The sequence below is a fragment of the Pseudomonas sp. E102 genome (assembly GCF_052660185.1).
In genome coordinates this window covers 3331641-3347142 of the sequence record NZ_CP084025.1, presented here as the reverse complement: position 1 = coordinate 3347142, position 15502 = coordinate 3331641, and the positions used below count along the sequence as shown (strand labels likewise).

Annotated in this window: 18 protein-coding genes; 9 read left to right on the top strand and 9 right to left on the bottom strand. The window is 61.2% G+C overall.

Annotated elements, in window-relative coordinates:
- Positions 1 to 326: 326 nt before the first annotated feature.
- Positions 327 to 764 carry a MarR family winged helix-turn-helix transcriptional regulator gene (locus DOCECA_RS15250; RefSeq protein ID WP_420766969.1) on the bottom strand — a complete coding sequence of 146 codons (438 nt, stop codon included), beginning with the start codon at positions 762 to 764 and terminating at the stop codon, positions 327 to 329.
- Between the two features lie 81 nt (positions 765 to 845).
- Here DOCECA_RS15250 and DOCECA_RS15245 point away from each other — a divergent pair, with 81 nt between their 5' ends.
- Positions 846 to 2012, top strand: a complete 1167-nt coding sequence (locus DOCECA_RS15245) for a PLP-dependent aminotransferase family protein (protein ID WP_434607207.1) — start codon at positions 846 to 848, stop codon at positions 2010 to 2012.
- A gap of 144 nt (positions 2013 to 2156) precedes the next feature.
- Here DOCECA_RS15245 and DOCECA_RS15240 read toward each other — a convergent pair whose 3' ends face one another.
- From DOCECA_RS15240 to DOCECA_RS15220, 5 genes are all read right to left on the bottom strand, one after another.
- Positions 2157 to 2528, bottom strand: coding sequence for a glutathione S-transferase N-terminal domain-containing protein (locus tag DOCECA_RS15240; RefSeq protein ID WP_434560111.1), 372 nt, complete (start codon positions 2526 to 2528; stop codon positions 2157 to 2159).
- 103 nt (positions 2529 to 2631) lie between these two features.
- Positions 2632 to 3177: a GTP cyclohydrolase I FolE gene (gene folE, locus DOCECA_RS15235; protein WP_030142335.1), complete on the bottom strand. Its 546-nt coding sequence runs from the start codon at positions 3175 to 3177 to the stop codon at positions 2632 to 2634.
- Between the two features lie 78 nt (positions 3178 to 3255).
- On the bottom strand, positions 3256 to 3813 hold the full coding sequence (locus tag DOCECA_RS15230; RefSeq protein WP_045156639.1) for a Smr/MutS family protein: 558 nt from the start codon (positions 3811 to 3813) through the stop codon (positions 3256 to 3258).
- Positions 3814 to 3887: 74 nt separating this feature from the next.
- Positions 3888 to 4208, bottom strand: a complete 321-nt coding sequence (locus DOCECA_RS15225) for a hypothetical protein (protein ID WP_420766966.1) — start codon at positions 4206 to 4208, stop codon at positions 3888 to 3890.
- A 130-nt stretch (positions 4209 to 4338) separates the two neighbouring features.
- The gene (locus DOCECA_RS15220) at positions 4339 to 4929 is read right to left on the bottom strand and encodes a cysteine hydrolase family protein (RefSeq protein WP_420766965.1); all 591 of its coding nucleotides are present in this window, start codon (positions 4927 to 4929) and stop codon (positions 4339 to 4341) included.
- Positions 4930 to 5182: 253 nt separating this feature from the next.
- Between DOCECA_RS15220 and prmB the strand changes: the two genes are divergently transcribed.
- Positions 5183 to 6091 carry a 50S ribosomal protein L3 N(5)-glutamine methyltransferase gene (gene prmB / locus DOCECA_RS15215; protein WP_420766964.1) on the top strand — a complete coding sequence of 303 codons (909 nt, stop codon included), beginning with the start codon at positions 5183 to 5185 and terminating at the stop codon, positions 6089 to 6091.
- An 85-nt stretch (positions 6092 to 6176) separates the two neighbouring features.
- Here prmB and DOCECA_RS15210 read toward each other — a convergent pair whose 3' ends face one another.
- The gene (locus DOCECA_RS15210) at positions 6177 to 6974 is read right to left on the bottom strand and encodes a hypothetical protein (protein ID WP_420766963.1); all 798 of its coding nucleotides are present in this window, start codon (positions 6972 to 6974) and stop codon (positions 6177 to 6179) included.
- Between the two features lie 110 nt (positions 6975 to 7084).
- Positions 7085 to 8050, bottom strand: a complete 966-nt coding sequence (locus DOCECA_RS15205) for an alpha/beta hydrolase (RefSeq protein WP_434607203.1) — start codon at positions 8048 to 8050, stop codon at positions 7085 to 7087.
- Between the two features lie 129 nt (positions 8051 to 8179).
- Between DOCECA_RS15205 and aroC the strand changes: the two genes are divergently transcribed.
- From aroC to mtnC, 5 genes are read left to right on the top strand one after another with little or no spacing between them, the layout of a single operon-like run.
- Positions 8180 to 9271: a chorismate synthase gene (aroC, locus tag DOCECA_RS15200; protein WP_434560105.1), complete on the top strand. Its 1092-nt coding sequence runs from the start codon at positions 8180 to 8182 to the stop codon at positions 9269 to 9271.
- A gap of 34 nt (positions 9272 to 9305) precedes the next feature.
- A complete protein-coding gene (locus tag DOCECA_RS15195) occupies positions 9306 to 10451 on the top strand; it encodes an MFS transporter (RefSeq protein WP_434564133.1) in 1146 nt (381 codons plus the stop codon).
- Positions 10448 to 11068 (top strand): methylthioribulose 1-phosphate dehydratase, encoded by a 621-nt coding sequence (locus DOCECA_RS15190; RefSeq protein WP_434648619.1) that lies wholly within the window; start codon positions 10448 to 10450, stop codon positions 11066 to 11068. The genes DOCECA_RS15195 and DOCECA_RS15190 overlap by 4 nt, the downstream gene beginning before the upstream one ends.
- 17 nt (positions 11069 to 11085) lie before the next feature.
- Positions 11086 to 11631 carry a 1,2-dihydroxy-3-keto-5-methylthiopentene dioxygenase gene (locus DOCECA_RS15185; RefSeq protein ID WP_445570756.1) on the top strand — a complete coding sequence of 182 codons (546 nt, stop codon included), beginning with the start codon at positions 11086 to 11088 and terminating at the stop codon, positions 11629 to 11631.
- A 4-nt stretch (positions 11632 to 11635) separates the two neighbouring features.
- On the top strand, positions 11636 to 12325 hold the full coding sequence (gene mtnC / locus DOCECA_RS15180) for an acireductone synthase (protein ID WP_445570755.1): 690 nt from the start codon (positions 11636 to 11638) through the stop codon (positions 12323 to 12325).
- A 64-nt stretch (positions 12326 to 12389) separates the two neighbouring features.
- Here mtnC and DOCECA_RS15175 read toward each other — a convergent pair whose 3' ends face one another.
- Entirely contained in the window at positions 12390 to 12668 is a 279-nt protein-coding gene (locus DOCECA_RS15175) for a DUF3509 domain-containing protein (protein ID WP_030142324.1), read from the bottom strand.
- Between the two features lie 356 nt (positions 12669 to 13024).
- On the opposite strand from DOCECA_RS15175, the gene DOCECA_RS15170 reads away from it, so the two are divergent.
- Together DOCECA_RS15170 and DOCECA_RS15165 are read left to right on the top strand one after the other, a co-directional pair.
- Positions 13025 to 14851 carry a long-chain-acyl-CoA synthetase gene (locus tag DOCECA_RS15170; RefSeq protein WP_445570754.1) on the top strand — a complete coding sequence of 609 codons (1827 nt, stop codon included), beginning with the start codon at positions 13025 to 13027 and terminating at the stop codon, positions 14849 to 14851.
- 95 nt (positions 14852 to 14946) lie between these two features.
- On the top strand, positions 14947 to 15465 hold the full coding sequence (locus DOCECA_RS15165) for an ankyrin repeat domain-containing protein (RefSeq protein WP_420766956.1): 519 nt from the start codon (positions 14947 to 14949) through the stop codon (positions 15463 to 15465).
- The last annotated feature ends 37 nt before the right edge of the window (positions 15466 to 15502 follow it).

Here is a 15502-nt window from a genome sequence, read left to right as displayed (position 1 = left end):
TACTCCTCAAGAGTTTTATTGTTATTTCCGGCACCGCACGCCCCCTGAGGGTGGCGGCGAGGCATTGAGGCAGGTAAGGCTGGCGTAGTAGTTGACTTGTTGGTCAGGAACTCGCACGAAGCGAATTATGCTTTTGTATACAAATAAAGCAAATAATGTTTTCTGTTTTGTTGACGAAATTTCGAGCGATAGGGATATATCCCTTGTGCGGACGCTATCGCGAGCGAGCTCGCTCCCACAGTGGGCTGTGATGAATGCGAGATTTGTGGTCACCGCTGAACGCTGTGGGAGCGAGTTTGCTCGCGATAGCGTTGGATCAAACGCTTTCACTCGCCAGATTTACCCAAGGCTAGGTTCACCGCCAGCCAGCCATCCACCGCCGCTTCCCCGGCCTCGGCAAACACCCGCTCCAGCAATTTCACTTGTTCGCGGCGCAGCGCCTGTTCGAATCGCTGGCCCTCGGCGGTCAGCTCCAACAATCGTTTGCGCTTGTCGGCCTCGGACGCGACGCTGTTGACCAGATGCATTTCCATCAATTGCCGCAATGGCATGTTCAACGCCTGTTTGGTCACGCCCAACAGCGCCAGCAACTCCTTGACGCTCAAGGATGGGTAACGGGCGATGAAAAAGACGATGCGCTGATGCACTCGGCTCAAGCCCCGGCGTTCGAGCATTTCATCGGCCTTGGCGGTGAAAGCCTGGTAACCAAAGAAGAATGCTTCCATGGCCATTTGCTGGGAGGTGGGGTTTTTAAGGTCAAGCATATTGACGTTTCCAGAAAGAGCGGGGTAATTTCAGTCAAGGAGTTTGACTTATATTTCCAACGCTTCGCTACAGGTGACCCCATGGCTTTTTCCGAACGTGTCTCGCGCCTCAAAAGTTCTCTTATCCGCGAAATCCTCGCCGCGGCGCAGCGCCCGGAAGTGATGTCGTTCGCCGGTGGCCTGCCGGCCGAAGCCATGTTGCCAAAAGTGGAGTGGGCGGCGATGCCGTTGTCCATGGGGCAATACGGCATGAGCGAAGGTGAGCCGGCCCTGCGCGAAGCGTTGGCGGCGCAGGCGCGGTCGTTAGGGCTGGCTTGTGAGGCGAGCCAGGTTTTGGTGGTCAGCGGTTCCCAGCAAACCCTCGACCTGACGGCGAAGTTGTACATCGACGTCGGCACCGAGGTGATGCTCGAGGCACCTACCTACCTGGCGGCCTTGCAGATCTTCCAACTGTTCGGCGCCGACTGCATCACCGTCCCCCTTGAGGCGGACGGCCCGGACCTGGAGCAACTGCGGGCGCGCCTGGAGCGGCATCGCCCGGCGTTCATCTACCTGATCCCGACGTTCCAGAATCCATCGGCGGTACGCTACAGCGAGGCCAAGCGCGATGCCGTGGCGGCGCTGCTGGATGAATTCGGCGTGACCCTGGTCGAAGACGAACCCTATCGCGAACTGACCTTCGACGGTGGCAGCGCCACGCCAATCGCCAGTCGCTTGAAAACGGCCAGTTGGATCTACACCGGCACCGTGTCGAAAACCCTGCTGCCGGGGCTGCGCGTGGGTTACCTGATCGCCAGTCCGGACCTGTTCCCGCACCTGCTGCGGCTCAAGCAGTCGGCGGACCTGCACACCAATCGCATCGGCCAATGGCAGGCGCTGCAGTGGATTGGCACCGAGCAATATCGCCGCCATATGCAGGAGTTGAGAGATTTCTATCGGGATCGGCGCGACCGCTTCGAGGCTGCATTGCAAAGGCATTTTGCCGACATCGCCGATTGGAACACGCCCCAGGGTGGGCTATTTTTCTGGCTGACGCTCAAGCAACCGCTGGACACCCGCACCTTGCTCGCCGCAGCGCTGGCGGCTGACGTGGCGTTCATGCCAGGGGAACCGTTTTTCCCTGAGCCAGACAAGCATCCTGGCCACTTGCGCTTGAACTTCAGCCACATCGATCCGGCGCGACTGGATGAAGGGTTGAAGCGGTTGGCGGGGGTGGTACGGGGGGCGTTGGCGGCCAGGGCAGCCTGAGATATCCAGTGGATGGGCCGACCCCATCGCGAGCAAGCTCGTTCCCACAGGGGACCGTGCATGATTGCAGATTTGTAATCAGCACCAGCCTCCTGTGGGAGCGAGCTTGCTCGCGATGAGGCCTTGAAGCTCACCACAAAACAATCAGACCGCCGAAAACCGCTTATCCAGATAATCAATGATCACCTTGGATTCATACATCCAGGTGGTCTCGCCATTTTCTTCAATGCGCAGGCACGGCACCTTGATCCTGCCGCCCTGTTCCAGCAGCGTCTGGCGATCCTGCTCGTTGTTCTTGGCATCGCGCAAGGCCACCGGTACGTTCAGGCGACGCAGGGTCCGGCGAGTCTTCACGCAGAAGGGGCAGGCATGAAATTGATACAGGGTCAGGCTGCGAGCGGCCTGGTCGACTTGCGCCTGGGCGTCGGCCGGGCGCTGTTTCTTGCCGGGGCGGGTGATGAAATCGATAAGGATGATGAGCTGGCCCAGGCCAACTCGAAGCGCTTTGACGATCACGTTATAGCCTCACGGCAGGGAAGAAGAGGGCGCGCAGCTTACCTGATTTTTCGCAGGCGAAAAAAAACCGGCGATCAATGCCGGTTTTCTTCGAGCGACGTTTTTATTTGATCAGGCTTAGGAATTCCATGCGGGTCGCCGCATTTTCGCGGAATTCGCCCAGCATCACTGAAGTGATCATCGACGAGTTCTGCTTTTCCACACCGCGCATCATCATGCACATGTGCTTGGCCTCGATCACCACCGCCACGCCCAGGGCACCGGTCACCTGCTGGACCGCATCGGCGATCTGGCGACTGAGGTTTTCCTGGATCTGCAGGCGACGGGCGTACATATCGACGATGCGCGCGACCTTCGACAGGCCCAATACCTTGCCGCTCGGGATGTAGGCCACATGGGCCTTGCCGATAAACGGAAGCAAATGGTGTTCGCACAGCGAGTACAACTCGATGTCCTTGACCAGCACCATCTCGCTGTTGTCGGAGCTGAACAAGGCACCGTTGGTGACTTCTTCCAGGGTCTGTTCATAACCGCGGCAAAGGTACTGCATGGCCTTGGCAGCGCGCTTGGGCGTGTCGAGCAGGCCCTCGCGGGAAACGTCCTCGCCCAATTGGCCGAGAATCGCGGTGTAATTCTGTTCCAGAGACATGAAACTACCTGTGGGATTTTACGCAAAGGGCAAGGGTACGGTGGCGGGCACGGCGCTGCAAGCTCGGCAATCGAGCGGTTACTCGTCGCGGCCTTCCATCATGGTGCGCTTGAGCATCACGTAGACCGCACCGGCGCCGCCGTGCTTCGCCTGGCAGGAGGTGAAGCCGAGCACTTGCGGGTGCTGGCGCAGCCAGGTGTTGACGTGGCTCTTGATCATGGGGCGCTTGCCGTCCAGCCGCACGGCTTTGCCGTGGGTGACGCGTACGCAGCGGATTTCGAATCTGGTGGCTTCGGCCAGGAAGGCCCAGAGGGTCTCCCGGGCTTTTTCGACGGTCATGCCGTGCAGGTCGAGGCTGCCTTCGAAGGGGATCTGGCCTACCTTCAGCTTGCGCATCTGGCTTTCCTGAACGCCGTCGCGCGCCCACATCAATTCATCTTCGGGGCCGACGTCGATGACGAACTGATCGGACAAGCCATCCACGGTTGTCGCGTCGGTGCGCACGGTTGCGGCCTGGCGCAGCTTGGCGATTTGTGCGCGATCGGCCTTGGGTTTGCCCGTTTCGGCGCGATCGTGTTTGATTGGTTTTACGCCCTGGATCGCACTTTTGAACAGGGAAAAGTCGTCGTCTTGCATGTCAGCCTCCGCGAAGGCCGGCCAGTTTACCCAACTCCCGGGGATTAGGGCGCGACAAAACGTCGGATGGCGGATCAGTCGTGTTTTTTCATCAGATGCGGAGCCATGGCCAGCTCCAGGGATTGGCGGGCGCGACGGCGGCAGCGCCGCCAGAGCCAGATGCCCAACAGCAGTACCAGCAGTCCGATTGCCAGGATGACCGCCGAACCCAGCGGTGTGGCGTTCAGCTCGCCCAGTGCGGGCGGGCGGCCGAGTAGGCTTGCGGCGCCGGCCATCGCCAGTAGCACGCCGAGCGTCGCCAGCAGGGCCGCGATCCCCGCGCCGATACGAAATCGCCAGTTGCTCGGGCCCTTGGGCCGCAAGCGACGTGCGTCAAAACCATCGGATATCTTCATTCCGACCTTCCTCAATGGGTATCGGCCCTTCGACCGGAAGATGTTCGGGTTGTTCCTGATACTCCAGTAATTGAAGCAAATGAGAGGCTTTTGCGGATGAGCGGCGCAGCAGGCCGCTCATCGAGCGCTATCAGGTGAAATCGTGGGTCAAGGCCAGTGTGGCGAAGTTGTCTGCCATGATCGCCATTTCGGTCTGGTGCACGTGGTCGGCGCTGAGTACGCCGCCCTTGTGCGGCAGATCACGAGTGGCGCAGGCGTCCTCGACCAGGGTGCAACGAAAACCCAGGTTCTTGGCTGCCCGCACCGTGGTGCTGACGCTGGAGTGGCTCATGAAACCACAGACGATCAGGTCCAGGGGACCGAGGTCTTCCAGGCGCTTCTTCAGGTCAGTGCCGTGGAAAGCGCTCGGCAGCAGTTTTTCGATCACGGTTTCGTCGCCCTGGGGTTCAAGGCCCGGAATGAATTCGCCGCGCTCGCCCTGTGGATCGAACAGCCCGCCATGGGTGCCCAGGTGGCGCACATGTACGATCGGCCGGCCGGCGGCGCGGGCAGCGCCGAGCAATTGCTTGATGTTCGCGACCGCCGCATCCATGCCGCTCAGGGCGAGGGGGCCGGCGAGGTATTCTTTCTGGGCATCGATGATGATCAGGGTCGCTTGACTCAGATTGGCCGCTGCGTAACCGCGGCCGCTGAGTTGAAACATCGTTTTTGGAACGGACATTCTGGGGCTCCTTCGAGTGGGGCTTTTGCGACATTGTCCTCTGGCGGAGCGGTTCTGTGAATCGCTTCCATCACAAGCACCGTCGTTGCTGGCCTACAGCCTTGTCAAGACTGGCATCTTGTTCAATAGGGTTGACGGAAAACGGAAGGATCCTACGATTGCAGCGATATTTACTGTCGTCCTTGGAGCGCGTTTGGGTAGGCATGCGTTTGGCTGGTAGACTCGCCCGTCGATTTTCCTGGAGTTTGCCGCCGTGATCACTTCCCGCCTTCGTACCCTGCGCGACCATATCCGTTGGGCCGTCAGCCGTTTCCATGGGGAGGATCTGTTCTTTGGCCATGGCACCGACAACGCCTGGGACGAAGCGCGCCAGCTAGTCCTGGGCGCGTTGCACCTGCCCTGGGAAATTGCCGACAGCTACCTGGACTGCCGTCTAGAAGACGAGGAGTTGGTGCATGTGCAGCGTCTGCTGCGCCGACGTATCGCTGAGCGCATTCCGGCCGCTTACCTGTTGGGCGAGGCCTGGTTCTGCGGCATGTCGTTCATCGTCGACGAACGCGTGCTGATTCCGCGTTCGCCCATTGGCGAGTTGATCGAAAAACGCTTCGAGCCTTGGCTGGGCCAGGAGCCCGCGCGAATCCTCGACTTGTGTACCGGCTCCGGTTGCATCGGGATTGCCTGCGCCTACGAGTTCCCCGAGGCCGAGGTGGTGTTGGCCGACCTGTCGTTCGAAGCGCTGGAAGTCGCCAACCAGAACATCGAGCGCCACGGTGTGGACGAACGGGTGTTTACCGTCCAGGGCGATGGTTTCGATGGGCTTCCTGGGCAACGTTTCGACCTGATCGTGTCGAACCCGCCCTACGTCGACGCGGAAGATTTCGCCGACATGCCCCAGGAATACCAGCACGAGCCTGAGCTGGGCCTGGCCTGTGGCGACGACGGTTTGAACCTGGTACGCCGGATGCTCGCCGAGGCGGCCGATCATCTGACGGACAAAGGATTGTTGATCGTCGAAGTGGGCAACAGCCAGGTTCATGTCGAGGCGCTTTATCCAGAAGTCGACTTCGCCTGGCTGGAGTTCGAGCGCGGTGGGCACGGCGTGTTCATGCTCAGCGCCGAGCAGTGCCGTGAGCACCAGGCGTTGTTCGCTTCGCGGGTTTGACGCTGGCTGTGTTGGCGACCGCGTTCGTGGCGAGGGGATAAATCCCCTCGCCACGGGAGTTGCGTCAGACACTTCTGAGCAGCCATCAATGCCGCGTAGCAATCCAGATCAGCAATCCGGCCTGGAACATCGCAAACGCCACCAGGCAGGTGATGGTGAAGCGCAGGCCCGTGTCTTCACGCTTGAACTTATTGACCTTCTCTTCCTGCTTCTGCAGCTTGACTTCCTGCTCCGCCAGATTCTGCTCGGCCTGTTGCAACATCTGCGCGGCTTCGAGAATCTCGACGAACTGCAGCTTCTCGGTGTTCCAGTCGCCCAGCAGCTCGCCAACCTGGGCTTGCTTGACGCTGCCCTTGAGGTGTTGGGCATCGGCGTAGACCACTTCGAAGCCGTGGGCTTTGAGGAAGTGATCACGACGCAAGCGGGTGTCTTCGTTCAGCGCGTCCTTATTGTTCAGGTCAGTGCCGTCAACCCGATAGGTCGACCAACGCTTCTTGGCCCAAGTGATGCCCTGGGCGGCGAGGAAGCGGCCAATGCCCCGGTTCAAGGGCTCGACTTGCAAGCTGTCGGGCGAGAAGAACAGGCGTTTCTCGACGTGGTCGGCCCACACGTCGAGGTGATTCTGTTCCTTGCGCACTCGCTGGCCGGGCAACTGAATGCTCATGCGCAGCAAGCTGCGTTCCTTGCTATGGCGCTCGGCATAGCTGAACTCGACAAACCGCAGCGGCCGCGCACCGGTGGCGCGATCGGTCTTGAGCGGGGCCAGCCGAAGCATCTTGTGATGTTCGGCCTCAACGTCCGTCCAAGGCAGCTCGGGCGCCGATGGGCCTGCTGGCGCGGCCGCTTCGGCGGCGATGTCGGGAGAAGTCTGAGTCTCAGTCATAACGGCAAAAATCCTGTCCAGGCCGGCTTGTCGGCAGCCATTGCGCTGTCCGACACCGGTTTATCGGCCGGATTTGCCAAGACTAGAGGGCTATAGGCCACCAAACGCGCTTAACGGGCGGCCAACGTGCCAATAAAACTCAGGATGTGGGCACTGAGCTCCGCCGCCAGGGGCAGGTTCGGATCCTTGTAGGAGGCCAGTTGCCGCTTGACGTCGTTGGGCACGATGCGCATCACATGGTTCATGCCCTTGATCAGCGCCAGTTCGGCGTCGGGCTTGGCCACTTTCAATTGCCGGGCATCGTCGACGCTGACTTGGATATCGTGGCTGCCCTGGATGATCAGCGCCGGCATTTTCAGGGCTGCGAAGGCCTGGGCCGGATCCTGGCGGAACAGCGAGATCAAGTAAGGCTGCACGCTGGGGCGAAAGATGACCTGCAGTTGCGCAGGAACATTCGGGTCGGGACGGCCGGCCTTGAGGCTGTCGAGCAACTCGTTGCTGCGCAGCATCAGCGGCGGTGGCAGGCGGGCGCTGAGTTGCTGGCGCAAGACCTCGTCGATGGGGCGCGCGCTGCCGGCCACCGAGATGACCGCCGCCGCGTTGGCCTGGGGCGCGGCGAGGCTGGCGATCAGCGCCCCTTCGCTGTGGCCCAGCAGGATCAGTGGGCCCAGGCGAGGATCGGCGGCCAGCTTGTGGCTCCAGGCCACGGCGTCGGCTACGTAGGCTTCGACGCTCAGGTTGCGTTCGTCCGGTGTGGCGGCGAGGCTGGCGGCCACCCCGCGCTTGTCGTAGCGCACGCTGGCGATGTTCTGCCGGGCCAACACCCAGGCCAGGCGCTTGAGGCTGTCATTGCGCCCGCCTTCGGGGTTGTTTCCGTCACGATCCGTAGGGCCTGAGCCAGAAATGATCAGGACGACGGGCACCGGCGTGTCGGACTTTGGCAGCAGCAGGGAGCCGAAAAGTTCACCGTTGCCGGTGTCGAGGCTGATGGGACGTTGCAGGACGGTGGCCTGGGCGACGCCGCAGACCAGGCCCGTGAAGAGGGTAAGGCTCAACACAAACAGTTTTAACATCATGACGCCATGAGTTGCGAAGGTGCCGGTTGGACTGGCGGGCACTGATAAGGTTCGAGGATGAACTACTCGGGGAGCCTGCGTATACTGGCGCCCATCTCGATTTCTCAGCGATTTCTCGGAGCACCCTGCATGTCCGGCAATACCTACGGCAAGCTGTTCACCGTCACCACCGCGGGCGAAAGCCATGGCCCGGCGTTGGTCGCCATTGTCGACGGCTGCCCGCCGGGCCTGGAGATTTCCCTGGACGACCTTCAGCGTGACCTGGACCGCCGCAAGCCCGGCACCAGCCGCCACACCACCCAGCGCCAGGAAGCCGATGAGGTCGAAATCCTTTCCGGCGTCTTCGAGGGGCGCACCACCGGCTGTGCCATTGGCCTGCTGATCCGTAACACCGACCAGAAGTCCAAGGACTACTCGGCCATCAAGGATCTGTTCCGCCCGGCTCACGCCGACTACACCTACCATCATAAGTACGGCGAGCGCGACTACCGCGGCGGCGGGCGCAGCTCGGCCCGGGAAACCGCGATGCGCGTGGCGGCCGGGGCGATCGCCAAGAAATACCTGGCCAGCCAGGGCATCGTCATCCGCGGCTACATGAGCCAACTGGGCCCGATCGAAATTCCGTTCAAGACCTGGGACTCGGTCGAACAGAATGCCTTCTTCAGCCCCGACCCGGACAAGGTGCCGGAGTTGGAGGCCTACATGGACCAGCTGCGCCGGGACCAGGATTCGGTTGGCGCGAAGATCACCGTGGTCGCCGAAGGCGTGATGCCTGGCCTTGGCGAGCCGATCTTTGACCGTCTCGACGCCGAGCTGGCCCACGCGCTGATGAGCATCAACGCGGTGAAGGGCGTGGAAATCGGCGCCGGTTTCGCCTGCGTCGCCCAGCGCGGCACCGAACATCGTGACGAACTGACGCCACAAGGTTTCCTGAGCAATAACGCCGGTGGGATTCTCGGCGGCATCTCGTCGGGCCAGCCGATCGTCGCGCACCTGGCCTTGAAGCCGACGTCCAGCATCACCACGCCGGGGCGCTCCATCGATATCCATGGCAACCCGGTGGACGTCATCACCAAGGGCCGCCATGATCCGTGCGTGGGCATCCGCGCCACGCCGATCGCCGAAGCGATGATGGCCATCGTGCTGATGGATCATCTGTTGCGCCATCGCGGCCAGAATGCCGACGTTCACGTCGGCACCCCGGTGCTGGGTCAGCTTTGATGGCTGGCCTGCCGACCGCCGTGGCCTGACGACCATGGCGGCGTTGCCGTACTGGCGGCTTTCCAGTTTCTACCTGTTCTATTTCGCGTTGCTCGGTTCGACCGCGCCGTTCCTGGCGCTGTACTTCGATCACCTGGGGTTCAACGCGGCACGCATCGGCGAGCTGGTGGCGATCCCCATGCTGATGCGCTGCGTGGCGCCGAATCTCTGGGGTTGGCTGGGGGACTACACGGGCCGGCGCCTGGCGATCGTGCGGTTCGGCGCGATCTGCACGCTGCTGAGCTTCTCCCTGATCTTCATCGACAAAAGCTATGCCTGGCTGGCGATGGTCATGGCGCTGCATGCATTCTTCTGGCACGCGGTGCTGCCGCAGTTCGAAGTCATCACCCTGGCTCACTTGAGCGGACAAGCCTCGCGCTACAGCCAGATCCGCCTGTGGGGCTCCATCGGGTTCATCATCACGGTCGTTGTGCTCGGCCGCCTGTTCCAATGGCTGAGCCTGGACATTTATCCGGTGGCCCTGGCCTTGATCATGGGTGGCATCGTGCTGAGCAGCTTCTGGGTGCCCAACGCTCAGCCGGTGCAGGGGCCGCGGGTGGCCGGGGACGGATTCCTGCGGCAGTTGCGCAACCCGGGGGTGCTGGCGTTTTATGCCTGCGTCGGCCTGATGCAAATGAGCCACGGGCCGTATTACACCTTCCTGACGCTGCACCTGGAGCGCCTGGGCTACAGCCGTGGATTGATCGGCGTGCTCTGGGCCGTCGGCGTCGTGGCCGAAGTGTTGGTGTTCCTGTTCATGAGCCGGATCCTGGCGCGGTATTCCGTGCGTCGGGTGCTGATGGTCAGTTTCCTGTTGGCGGCGCTGCGCTGGTTGCTGCTCGGCTCGCTGGCCGAATTCCTCTGGGTATTATTGTTTGCCCAGGTGCTCCACGCCGCGACGTTCGGCAGCTTTCACGCCGCTGCCATCCATTTCGTGCAACGTAGTTTCGGCCCGCGCCAACAAGGTCAGGGCCAGGCGCTGTACGCCGCGCTGGCCGGCACCGGTGGAGCGCTGGGGGCGTTGTACTCCGGCTATAGCTGGAATGCCATGGGCGCCGGTTGGACATTCAACATCGCCAGCCTCGCAGCCTTCGCTGCAGCCGTTATCATTGCCACACGCATGCAAGAGGACAGGCCATGAGCCTTACCCGTGAACAGCTCGCCCAGCAGATCATCGACGCCGGGCGTTTTTTGTACGGTCGCGGTTGGTCCCCGGCCACCAGCAGCAATTATTCGACCCGTTTAGCGCCCGACCAAGCCTTGCTCACCGTGTCGGGCAAGCACAAAGGGCAGTTGGGCATCGACGATGTGCTCGCCACCGACCTGGATGGCAACAGCCTGGAGCCGGGCAAGAAACCGTCGGCTGAAACCTTGCTGCACACCCAGCTGTATCGCTGGCGCCCACAGATCGGCGCGGTGCTGCACACCCACTCGGTAAACGCCACGGTGCTGTCGCGCCTGACCGGCGAAGCGTTCATTGACTTTGAAGACTATGAATTGCAAAAAGCCTTCAGCGGCGTCACGACCCATGAGTCCCGGGTCCGCGTGCCGATTTTCGACAACGACCAGGACATCGCGCGCCTGGCCGCCAAGGTCCAACCCTGGCTGGACGCGCATCCCGATTGCGCCGGCTACCTGATCCGTGGCCACGGCCTGTACACCTGGGGGGCGGGCATGAACGATGCGCTGCGCCAGATCGAAGCGTTCGAATTCCTGTTCGAGTGCGAACTCAAGACCCGCGCACTCCTGAACCGATAATTGCTGGAGCCATTGCCATGAGCAGCCTGTCCGTCTACCACGTCTCAAGTGCCGAGATCCCGAACAAGGTACTGACCCACTTCGAGGACATCGCCTCGACCCTGGCCGAAAAGGGCGTGCGGTTCGATCGTTGGGAAGCCGCGACGAAAATCCAGCCCGGCGCCAGCCCGGAAGAAGTGATCGCCGCCTACAAGTCCCAGATCGACCAATTGATGACCGAGCGCGGCTACGTCACGGTCGACGTCATCAGCCTCAACAGCGACCATCCGCAGAAAGCCGAACTGAGGGCCAAGTTTCTTGATGAACACCGGCATGGCGAGGACGAGGTGCGATTTTTCGTCGCCGGTCGTGGCCTGTTTACCTTGCACATCGACGATTACGTCTACGCGGTCCTGTGCGAGAAGAACGACCTGATCTCGGTGCCCGCCGGTACCCCGCACTGGTTCGACATGGGCGAGCACCCGCATTTTGTCGCCATTCGCCTGTTCAACAACCCGGAAGGCTGGGTCGCGAAATTCACCGGCGATGACATCGCCAGCCGCTTCCCGCGCCTGGAGGACTGACGTCGTGACGATCAAAGCCATCCTCACCGATATCGAGGGCACCACCAGCGCGGTGAGTTTTGTCTTCGACGTGCTGTTTCCCTATGCCGCCGAGCACCTGCCGGACTTTATCCGCCACAACGCCGGGCGCGCCGACGTTGCTCAACAGTTGGACGCTGTGCGTCGGGACAGTGGCGAGCCGGACGCTGATATCGAACGGGTTATCGCGATCCTCTTGGGCTGGATCGCCGAGGACCGCAAGGCTACGCCGCTCAAGGCGTTGCAAGGCATGGTCTGGGAGCAGGGCTACGAGGCCGGGCAATTGAAAGGTCACGTTTATCCGGATGCGGTGGATGCGCTGAAACATTGGCATCAGCAAGGCTACCGGTTGTTTGTGTATTCCTCGGGCTCGATCCAGGCGCAAAAGTTGATTTTCGGTTGCTCCGAAGCCGGTGACTTGTCGTCGCTGTTCAGCGGTTATTTCGACACGACCTCGGGGCCCAAGCGGGACGTGCAGTCCTACCAGCGGATCAGCGAGGCGGTGGGTGTCGCGCCGGGGGAAATCCTGTTTCTGTCGGATATCGTCCAGGAACTGGACGCGGCCCGTGGCGCCGGGATGGCCACGTGTGGCCTGGCGCGTGACGGGGGCGACCTGTCCGGGCACGAAACCGTTGAAAGTTTTGCTCGAATCGATCCGTCCCGGTTCGGCGCTTGAACGGCGGACAAAAAAAATCAGGCCATGGAGCCATAAGCTCCAGGCCTGATCCCGGCACAGCGTGTCAGGCGCTGTGATAGGTCGGTAGCGCGAAGCGATGCTGGCTTTGCAGCATCGCCACAGGCGGCAATTCGCTGGCTTGTTCAGCCAGATCGCGGCGAATGGCACTGATGGCCCAGGACAACTGGTCCCCGGCGTGCAATTGCGCATAGGAAATCGTGCGTTTGAACAGTTTGCCGTCGCTGTTGCGCAAGGTCAGCAGGATCCCGCCATCCGGGCGTGCCTGGGTAGTGACTTCGTAGTTGGAAAACAGCGATGCAAACTTCTCTTGAATCATGTTCATCGTTCATTGCTCCATGGTATGGCAAACCGTGGAGGGGTAGTTGCAGTGTCTGTGCCAGTATTTGATTTGTTAAAAAATCCTTTTAAAACAATAGCTTAATAAATACCTATATTTTTGCTTTCGTGCAACTTGCATGAACGGCCATCGTGCATCCTGCATTTTGCGTGGTCTGACAATTATTTTTGGAACCAAACCGTGTCCCCGCGCTCACGCTTCGCCTGTTCCATGCAGCGGATACAAAACATTGCAAAAACCGCGTGTACAGCCTTGGAATCGCTGGCGTACTTTCGATCCAGATTTCGCATAACCCCACACAAGAACCGCGACCCATAAGGTCGGCCGGGGAAGGATCACCCATGAGTCGTACACCCAGCGACGCTATTACCTGGGGCATGATGTTGCGCAAGTTGCCCGCCATCGCCAGAGCTGTTCCCCGCATTGTCAAAGGCATGAAACTCGCCAACGTCCAGGACCCCGCGCAGCCCTGCGGCCTGGGTTGGTGCTTCGAACAAGCCACGCTACGCAACCCCCGAGGCCCGGCGCTACTGTGTGGCGATACGGTGCTGAGTTATGCACAGGTCAACGAGCAGGCCAATCGCATCGCCCATTGCTTGTTGGCGCGAGGTGTCGCGAAGGGCGACTGCGTAGCGATTCTCATCGAGAACCGTCCACAATTGCTGGTCACGGTGCTGGCAGTGGCCAAAGTCGGCGCGGTCAGCGCGATGATCAACACCTCGCAAACGGGGGATGCACTGGTCCACAGCCTCGCATTGGTCGCGCCTGTTGCGGTGGTGGTCGGGGATGAGCGGGTCGCGGTGTTCAACGATGTGCGCGGTCGAACCGCGCTACCGGATGCTCGAACCTGGTGGGTGGCGGACCAGGATGCCTCCTCGGCGCCGTCCGGATTTGTCGACCTGATGGGCACAAGCCAGCAATTCCCCGGCGCCAACCCGGCCAGCAGCCAGCAGGTGTTTTTCAACGATCCCTGTTTCTATCTCTACACCTCCGGCACCACGGGGCTACCGAAGGCGGGGGTGTTCCGCCACGGCCGCTGGATGCGCACGTCCACCAGTTTCGGCCTGATCGCCTTGGACATGCAGCCCGACGACATCGTCTATTGCACGCTGCCGCTGTATCACGCCACCGGGTTATGTGTGTGCTGGGGCGCGGCGATCTGCGGTGCCTCGGGATTTGCGATCCGCCGCAAGTTCAGCGCCAGCCAGTTCTGGAGCGACGTGAGAAAGTATCGAGCGACGACCCTGGGTTACGTCGGTGAGCTGTGCCGTTACCTGGTCGATCAGCCTGCCAGCATCACGGACCGGCAGCACCGCGTGACGAAAATGATCGGCAATGGCCTGCGCCCTGGCGCCTGGGCGGCGTTCAAGACACGTTTCGGCGTTGACCACATCTGTGAGCTTTACGCGGCCAGCGACGGCAACATCGGGTTTACCAACATCCTGAACTTCGACAATACGGTCGGGTTTTCACTGATGGCCTGGGAGCTCGTGCAATACGATCACGACAGCGGCGCGCCCTTGCGCAACCTGCAAGGCCGCATGCAAAAAGTCCCCAAGGGCGAACCGGGCCTGCTATTGGCGCGCATCGACGAAAAGGCGCCGCTGGATGGCTATACCGATCCGGCGAAGACCGAGAAAACCATCCACCGGGACGTTTTCGTCCCGGGCGACCGTTATTTCAACACCGGTGATTTGCTGCGCAACATCGGTTTCGGCCACGGGCAGTTCGTCGATCGTCTCGGCGACACCTACCGCTGGAAAGGCGAAAACGTCTCCACCACGGAAGTCGAGAACGTGTTGCTGCAACATCCGCAGATTGCCGAGGCGGTGGCCTATGGCGTCGAGATCAACGGCACCAATGGTCGCGCCGGCATGGCCGCGATCACACCGGCCGAATCCCTGGCGACCCTGGACTTCAATGAACTGCTGCGGTTTCTCCAGTGCAAACTGCCCGCCTACGCGGTACCGCTGTTCTTGCGCATCAAGGTGAAGATGGACACCACCGGCACCTTCAAATACCGCAAAACCCGTCTCAAGACCGAGGCTTTCGACCCGTGCCAGACAGGCGATGAGCCGATCTACGCCTGGCTGCCCGAGACCTCGACCTATGTGCCCGTGGACCGGCAATTGGCGATGCGCATCCAAGGGGGACAGTACCGCTATTGATTCTGGCTATGAGCATCGCAGAGAAAAAAGGGATGACAGCCCCGGAGTCCCTCGGGAAACTAGCGGCTTTGTGATGAGCCTGATGGAGTTTTCCCATGTCTGATACAAGCCGCCAGATGACCCCGGAAGAAGCAGCGGAATTTGCCGAGCAGGTCTTCAACGTTGCCCGCCAGGGCGACGCCGCGATGATGGCCGCGCTGCTGAGCAAGGGCTTGCCGCCGAACTTGCGCAATCACAAGGGCGATACCTTGCTGATGCTGGCCGCGTACCATGGGCATGTCGAGACGGTAAAAGTCTTGCTGGAACACAAGGCCGATCCGGAAATCCGCAACGACAACGGTCAGAGTCCCATTGCCGGTGCAGCGTTCAAGGGTGACCTTGCGGTGGTTTCAGCCCTGGTGGACGGTGGCGCGCAAGTGGAAGGCTCCTCGTTCGACGGTCGCACGGCATTGATGATGGCGGCTATGTTCAACCGAGTCGAAATCGTCGATTACCTGATCGGCAAAGGCGCCGACCCGAAGGCCAAGGATGCCAACGGCGTCTCGGCACTGGACGCGGCCAGGACCATGGGCGCGGTGGACACCACGGCGCAATTGGAGAAGTTGTTGGGCTGACCTCGCCAAAGGGAGTGGGGGATGCGCTATCCTTCGC